Consider the following 5,521-nt stretch of genomic DNA (forward strand, 5'->3'; position numbering starts at 1 on the left):
GATCAAAAACAGCAGGTCGCTTGATTCTCATACACCAGATTTGACTATAGCTCCACGTACGATCTATCCACCTGCGGTGTGGCTACGCGATCAGCCTCAACAGCGCAATCAGCGCAAGTAAAATAAACGAGAACACCATTTCCTTCTCTAGACTGACCATACTAATCATTTGTTTAATGTTATCTTAACACTGTCTTGGCTAGACTTTAACCAATCCCGAGTACAATGATAAAATAAAAGCAAACCATGTAAGATCTATTATACCCAATCGATATTCCATTTTGACCCTGCATGAATTATCGGTCTCGAGATTCTTGTTTTGTTTTTTTTATCTCAGTTAGGAACAGGAACGCTTCATGAAAGTACTTATCATAGAGGACAACCAAGATATCTCTGCCAGCATTAGTGATTACTTAGAAGGGTTAGGTTATACAATAGATGCAGCTGGTGATGGTGTGACGGGCTTGCATCTGGCAGTCACAAATGACTATGATGTTGTCATATTGGACTTAGGTTTGCCGGGCATCGAAGGTGCCGACCTCTGCCGTCGGCTTCGCCAAGAGGCACAGCAGTCAGTACCGGTGCTGATGCTAACCGCCAGAGATTCGCTCGAGAGTAAATTAGAGGGCTTCAAATCAGGCGCAGACGACTATGTGGTAAAGCCTTTTTCTCTGAAAGAACTAGCAGCGCGCGTTAAAGTATTGTCCGAACGAATCAGTCGTATGCCGACTTCACGATTGCTGGTTGGAGATCTCTCGCTTGATGTGGACACTCACGAAATATATCGAGCAGGCAAGCACATTAACCTTAATCCAACGCTATTTCGGTTGCTGATGTTTTTGATGCAAAACCCACACCGTGTCATCAAACGAGAAGATCTCGATTACGCAGTTTGGCAGGACGATCCGCCCGATAGCGATGCCTTGCGTACTCACATCTCCAATCTGCGCCAAGCTATTGATAAACCGTTTGATAAACCGCTTTTACGCACTGTGCGCGGTTTTGGGTACAAACTCACAGACAAGAATGCAGACGACTAAACACCTCAGCCGACGAATCACTTTTGCATTTTTATTATTTGGGGCCACGTTAACTCTTATACTGGGATTGAGCTTGGTTGTTGCATTGAAATCAATCGAAGAAAGCGTACTTGATGACATACTATATGCTGAGCTTATGGAATTTCGACTGCAGATTGAAAGTACTGCACAAATGCCTAAATCTTCTCATTCGCATTCAACGATCATCATTTACACGGCGTTACTCGATGAAATAACAAACATGCCAGAACATGTGCGCGACCTGCAACAGGGTATACACGATATAATGTATGATAATCGAAATTACCGCATTCTTGTCAAACATATCGACGGTATCCGTTACACCGTGCAATTTGACGATACTAGCATCCACAAGCGTGAACGTGATTTCATTCGTCTGGTTTGGTTGTGTTCGATTGCAACCTTGATAATTGCGTTCATTATTGGTTGGGGGGTGGCGCAGCGAGTTATTCGTCCTATTCGACAGCTCGCTAACCAAGTCACAGCATTCAAGAATCTACCAGGTGAGTCCCTGGATTTATCAGAATTCAGTGACGATGAGATAGGTGTTTTAGCTCGCAAATTACAGCACTACCACGAGCAATTGCAACATCTATTGATTCGCGAAAAAGAATTTGCAAGCAATGTCAGTCATGAATTGCGAACACCGGTTACCAGCATAAGTTTGGCCGCAGAAGTTTTGGCCACGAAAACGGATTTATCTGCCATAGAATATGCTCGAATTCAGCGTATTCAACGTGCGGTCGGTGAGATGACTGAATTGATCGAGACTTTTTTAATATTGGCTCAAATCAATAATGAATCAACCAAATACTATGATACTTGTGAGATGGAACTAATTGTCCGTAAAACCATTGAACAACAACGTGTATGGTTAGGCGATAAACCGGTCGAAGTAAAGATCGAGGCAAAAGCACAATTAGAAGTGTCGGCACCTTCAGGAATCCTCAGTGTTCTGGTTGCCAATCTGGTGCGAAATGCATTCCGATATACCGAGCGTGGTTCTATTACGATATCATTAGAACCCAATCAGCTAACAGTCCTAGACACGGGCATTGGTATCGATGCGCATACGCAAATTCAATTACTTAAGCATTGTGTAAAAAGCAATTCGGGCGATACAAATAGAGTCGGATTGGGTTTGATAATCGTTCAACGTATCTGTGAGCGTTATGGTTGGGCGATGTCCTTTGAAAGTACGAAAGGTCAAGGCTCCCGATTTACAGTGTTGTTCACTTCTGAGCTAGATCCGATTTAGTGGGCGGGCAAGTATTTCGAGAATGCTACATTTTTCTCAAGTTTTTGCATGCAAGTTTTAGCGAAATCAGCAGGGGTTTGATTAAATTCACGGTTAAGCAGGTTAGGTGCAATCGGCAGTTTGTGTTTAGAGTCAGTAGTGACTTTAAATCTACGTTTGTGGATGCAACATGCCTGCAACCTTACGTAACCGTTGATAAGGTTAATGCCAATTCCAATACTTGCGTCTTTTAACCGCATAGCGAGAATCTTGGGGGCTTGCCCCCGAGCTGGATAGTCTACAATGGCGATAGGCCATTGTAGACTATCCAGTTTATGGAGCTGCAGAAAAATAGTCATCATGTATTCAGGTTGGTGATCACTTTGTATGGATTCCTAAATATCGTCATAAAGTATTTGGGAGCCATATAGAAGTGAGTTGAAGGGTATTATTGGAAAGATAGGGTATGACTACGATATAGAGATTGTGGAACTAGAGATTCCAATAGATCACATTCACATGGTAGTGAGAACGGATCCGAAGGTTTCGCCAGTATATGTCATACAAGTAATAAAAAGTATATCAGCCCGAGAATTTTTTCGTATTCGCCCAGAGATATAGAGAAAGTATTTTTGGGGAGGAAAGTTATGGACACAAAGCTATTTTGTTGAAACTATAGGTAATGCTAATGAGGAAGTTATTCGTCAATATATACAAAATCAGCTCAAAGTGATCCAAGAATATTGAGGAGTTTTTACCCTAGCTTTACCTGAGAGGCATTTCAACGGGGGATTTTTCAGAGGCGCTGAAGCATCTTTTGGGTGCGGATGCACAAGACTGCCAATGTATTGGAAAAACTACCCAAAGCCATGCAACCCAAAGTCAAAGAAGCCTTGCATGATATTTGGCAAGCGGAAACCCGGGAAGATGCATACAAAGCCTTTGACCATTGCATCGAGCGTTTCAATCCGAAATATCCGGGTACGATGAACTGCCTAGCCAAGAACAAAGCTTCCATGTTGGCTTTCTATGATTATCCTGCCGAAAACTGGCAGCACATCAGAACCACCAATCCGATTGAATCAGTATTTGCTACTGTCAGACTAAGAATTGCCAAAACAAAAAATTGTGGGAGCCGGATAACAACACTGACGATGGCATTCAAGCTCATGGAAACCGCACAGAAAAAATGGTTCCGGTTAAGAGGTTATAATCTATTGGCAGATGTAATCAATGGTGTTAACGGTATTAAACAAGCAAAGGATCGAAAACAGAATGCCGCTTGATTCTCTATACCCCAGATTTGACTATAGCTCGCCGTATTGGTGATTGTTTCGACAATGCTGTGGCTGAGAGCTTTCTGGGCAGCCTCAAACAGGAGCGAATCTACTGGCGGCATTACCAAACCCGCTATGCAGCACAGCAAGATGTGCTGCACTATATTTCCATGTTTTATAACAGCCATCGATTGCATTCAGTCTTGGAATACAAAAGTCCGAATCAATATGAGCTAGAAACAAAAATGTTGAAAAAAATCGCTTAACTGGATTGTACGGTTTTACTTGACCAGGTCATTATGACAGCAAAAATCCATGGTCAGAACCGATACTAGGATCAAATGCATTCCCCAGGATCTGCTCATTGCTCAACCAACTGCCCGGAATTGCTGATTCCCATGGGAGTAAAGTTATCATTACCGAATGTTTCCAATTTGGTTATACCGCCCCATTGGGACTTGTAATGAAAGGATGTGGAATCTGTCACTATCTTCCAAAACCCCGATCACTTGTCCCGATAAGACCATTTATATACCTGATAAATTTTATTTGCTTTACCAATTCTTGCCCAGAATTCTCCACTACCAAGCAGCTCCAAAATGTCATGAGGCACAACACATTCTCTACCAGAACCAACTTTAATGACTGATGGTATAAAAAAAGGATATGGGCTTATTTCGAGTACCCATTGTTTTTCCAATTCATCTTCTACTTTAAACCGTGGTGTTTCTGAAATTGAACCTAGATCAATGTAATCACGAATTGGCGCCATAGCTAAGCTATCAAAAATTTTTTTGAGTATAAGAAGCCAACTATTGGGAAAATGCTTTTTCATATAAATCCGCCTAGATTCTGTGGCGAATTTTGCTTTTGCTGGGTCGTTTCGCCAAAAGTGAATTGCTTTTGCTTCTGGAACCAAGGAAAGACCGAGTCCAAGTTTTCGTATTCTTAAGTTGAGATCAGTATCTTCGTAGTATAAGAAAAAATTTTCATCAAATAGATATCCTAGCTTTTCTATCGTTTTTTTTGACAACATTAGATGAGCGCCAGAAATCATGTCTTGCTCTATGGGGGATTGAGATAATATGACCGACAGGCTGTATCGCCTGAACCATTGTGATCGTTTTTTCCCATACCATTCCCATTTGTAACCAAGTGTGTTTAAAAGCTCCCATTTGGGTGTTTGTAACTGTCCAGGAGGCAAAAAAAACTTCAATTCTTTATCTAAGAAAGACTGTGGTGAAACAGCGCCAAGCCTCTGATCCGCGACCAAGGCTTGTTTTAATTTTGATATGCAGCCAGTGATTATTTTTGTATCAGGGTTAAGCAAAAAAATGTATTCATATTTACATCTTTCAAGTCCAAGGTTGCAAGCACTTCCAAACCCTATATTATCTAGTGATGCAATACATTCTACTTGAGGAGGTAGTTTCGTTTTAAGTCTGGCATGTTCTTTTTCGTCTGCACTGTTATCGATTACGACGATTTGTACTGATTGATCGTCTTCAAATATGCTCATTACTGCTTGTGCTGTTAATTCTGCAGAATAGTAATTGACAATTATTACAGATACCATATTTTCATTACACATTATTTCGGATGTAATAACAGTATATTAAATGGTTCTGTTTCATTAAATAATCGAATTGGTGCATTATTTTTTAGGGTATTTCCATTGATCGATTTTATATCGGGGTCATTATAAGAACGATATAATGTTAGGCTGTATCCAGTGGTATTACAAATACGGATTCAGCATTATGCGTCGGAAATTGAAAAGCGCCTGCGGTGTCTCTGGAAACCGAAGAGGTGGCCACACTTGATTGGACAATTTCTTCCATATCTTAAGTGGAAATCTCGCGGTAATGCCTACGCTGTTTTTTGCATTGCGGGCAGGTTATCGAAGTAGAACTCATTTGGTGTTTTGTCGTCAAGCGCGGTGTGAG

The 5,521-nt window shown here is 41.3% G+C and carries 4 protein-coding genes and 3 pseudogenes; 5 read left to right on the forward strand and 2 right to left on the reverse strand.

Annotated elements, in window-relative coordinates; all coding sequences use genetic code 11:
* Nucleotides 1–356: 356 nt before the first annotated feature.
* Together QZV86_RS13280 and QZV86_RS13285 are read left to right on the forward strand one after the other, a co-directional pair.
* Nucleotides 357–1,040: a response regulator transcription factor gene (locus QZV86_RS13280; protein ID WP_295629091.1), complete on the forward strand. Its 684-nt coding sequence runs from the start codon at nt 357–359 to the stop codon at nt 1,038–1,040.
* Nucleotides 1,027–2,319: a HAMP domain-containing sensor histidine kinase gene (locus QZV86_RS13285; protein WP_295629093.1), complete on the forward strand. Its 1,293-nt coding sequence runs from the start codon at nt 1,027–1,029 to the stop codon at nt 2,317–2,319. The genes QZV86_RS13280 and QZV86_RS13285 overlap by 14 nt, the downstream gene beginning before the upstream one ends.
* On the opposite strand, the gene QZV86_RS13290 is transcribed toward QZV86_RS13285, so the two are convergent.
* On the reverse strand, nt 2,316–2,660 hold the full coding sequence (locus tag QZV86_RS13290) for a hypothetical protein (RefSeq protein ID WP_295629099.1): 345 nt from the start codon (nt 2,658–2,660) through the stop codon (nt 2,316–2,318). The two genes, QZV86_RS13285 and QZV86_RS13290, sit on opposite strands and share 4 nt — an antisense overlap.
* Nucleotides 2,661–2,784: 124 nt before the next feature.
* On the opposite strand from QZV86_RS13290, the pseudogene tnpA reads away from it, so the two are divergent.
* The 3 pseudogenes from tnpA to QZV86_RS13300 all read left to right on the forward strand — a co-directional run.
* Nucleotides 2,785–3,045 (forward strand): annotated as a pseudogene (gene tnpA / locus QZV86_RS13870) (IS200/IS605 family transposase).
* A gap of 71 nt (nt 3,046–3,116) precedes the next feature.
* Nucleotides 3,117–3,584, forward strand: a pseudogene (locus QZV86_RS13295) (transposase); the annotation flags it as partial.
* Between the two features lie 38 nt (nt 3,585–3,622).
* Nucleotides 3,623–3,841: pseudogene (locus QZV86_RS13300) on the forward strand (IS3 family transposase); the annotation flags it as partial.
* A 239-nt stretch (nt 3,842–4,080) separates the two neighbouring features.
* Here the strand turns inward: QZV86_RS13300 and QZV86_RS13305 are convergent.
* Entirely contained in the window at nt 4,081–5,166 is a 1,086-nt protein-coding gene (locus QZV86_RS13305; protein ID WP_295629096.1) for a glycosyltransferase family 2 protein, read from the reverse strand.
* Between the last annotated feature and the right edge of the window lie 355 nt (nt 5,167–5,521).

This window comes from uncultured Nitrosomonas sp., assembly GCF_902826915.1.
In the GTDB taxonomy this organism is placed as follows: Bacteria; Pseudomonadota; Gammaproteobacteria; order Burkholderiales; family Nitrosomonadaceae; genus Nitrosomonas.

Coding starts and splice junctions, on each gene's coding strand:
- QZV86_RS13285 (WP_295629093.1), top strand. CDS start 1,027: ATGCAGACGACTAAACACCTCAGCCGACGAATCACTTTTGCATTTTTA.
- QZV86_RS13290 (WP_295629099.1), bottom strand. CDS start 2,660: ATGATGACTATTTTTCTGCAGCTCCATAAACTGGATAGTCTACAATGG.
- QZV86_RS13280 (WP_295629091.1), top strand. CDS start 357: ATGAAAGTACTTATCATAGAGGACAACCAAGATATCTCTGCCAGCATT.
- QZV86_RS13305 (WP_295629096.1), bottom strand. CDS start 5,166: ATGTGTAATGAAAATATGGTATCTGTAATAATTGTCAATTACTATTCT.